Origin of the sequence: Blautia massiliensis (ex Liu et al. 2021), from assembly GCF_052064225.1 — a bacterium.
GTDB classification, from domain to species: Bacteria; Bacillota; Clostridia; order Lachnospirales; family Lachnospiraceae; genus Blautia_A; species Blautia_A fusiformis.
On record NZ_JBQHWA010000078.1, the window covers coordinates 1 to 1,579 of the forward strand.

Annotated in this window: 1 protein-coding gene; it reads left to right on the forward strand. The window is 40.5% G+C overall.

The genetic code is table 11. The features are described from left to right. Positions 1-249: 249 nt before the first annotated feature. Positions 250-1,458 (forward strand): IS110 family transposase, encoded by a 1,209-nt coding sequence (locus ACTNDQ_RS15325; RefSeq protein WP_144100615.1) that lies wholly within the window; start codon positions 250-252, stop codon positions 1,456-1,458. Positions 1,459-1,579: the final 121 nt, after the last annotated feature.

Here is a 1,579-nt window from a genome sequence, read left to right on the forward strand (position 1 = left end):
CCTTACAGCCAGTAAGGAATTATCCATCTTGTTGCTTAAGCTGTATAATGATGGAGCAATTGGTATATCGTCCCTTTTCTTGGACATCGCGTCCGCAATTAAGACTGATAACCAGCTCCTCATTCGCAGCGTTCGTTTTATGCAGGTTGAATCGCCATAGGTGCATTCGCGTCACACCACAGTAGATTGAATAGGCAATGAGTAAAACTGGTATTTATCCATTGCAATAATCTTAAGGAGTGACAATTTATGAACGCAGTAGGTATCGATGTTTCAAAAGGTAAAAGTATGGTTGCTATCATGCGACCATTCGGTGAAATTGTTTCCACACCTTTTGAAATCAAACACACGGCCAGTGACATCCGTTCACTTGTAGAACTAATCAATTCTGTTGAAGGTGAGTCCCGAATCGTGATGGAGCACACAGGACGTTATTATGAAGTCCTCGCTCATCAGCTTTCAGAGGCAAATCTTTTCGTCAGTGCCATTAACCCAAAACTTATCAAAGACTTTGATAATGATTCTCTTCGTAAAGTGAAATCTGATAAAGCGGATGCTGTTAAGATTGCCCGATATGCTCTTGACAAATGGCAAAATCTTAAACAGTATAATGTTATGGATGAATTACGCAATCAGCTCAAAACCATGAACCGTCAGTTCGGCTTTTACATGAAACACAAGACGGCTATGAAAAATAATCTTATCGGCATCCTTGACCAAACCTATCCTGGTGTTAATACTTACTTTGACAGTCCTGCACGCAGTGACGGCAGCCAGAAATGGGTTGATTTTGCATCTACATACTGGCATGTGGACTGTGTCCGTAAAATGTCCCTGAATGCCTTTATCGACCATTATCAAAACTGGTGCAAACGCAAGAAGTACAACTTCAGTCAGTCAAAAGCTGAAGAAATCTATGGAAAAGCAAAGGAACTTGTTCCTGTACTTCCAAAGGATGCCATTACAAAGCTTATTATCAAGCAGGCTGTAGACCAGCTTAATAGTGCCTCTACAACTGTTGAATCACTACGCACTCTCATGAATGAAACTGCATCCAAACTCCCGGAATATCCTGTCGTTATGGCTATGAAAGGGGTTGGAACTTCACTTGGTCCTCAGTTGATGGCTGAGATCGGAGATGTTTCCCGTTTCACTCACAAAAGTGCTATTACTGCATTTGCCGGTGTAGATCCTGGTGTTAATGAATCCGGAACCTATGAACAAAAAAGTGTTCCTACCTCAAAACGAGGTTCCGCTGATCTTAGAAAGACTTTATTTCAGGTAATGGATGTCCTGATTAAAACGCATCCTCAAGATGATCCTGTTTATCAGTTCTTAGATAAGAAACGTGCTCAAGGCAAGCCTTACTATGTCTATATGACTGCAGGTGCTAACAAGTTTCTAAGAATCTACTACGGACGAGTGAAAGAATATCTTTCATCTCTTCCAGAATCTTAATTATCCACTAATATTTTCAGACCGGCACTGGTGTGGTGGTCTTATTTTGATACCCAATTTTCAACCTGTATAAAATTTTCAATGTTCTTTCAATTTAGCCTTGACTTTTTATTTGCAGGCT

Coding starts and splice junctions, on each gene's coding strand:
- ACTNDQ_RS15325 (WP_144100615.1), top strand. CDS start 250: ATGAACGCAGTAGGTATCGATGTTTCAAAAGGTAAAAGTATGGTTGCT.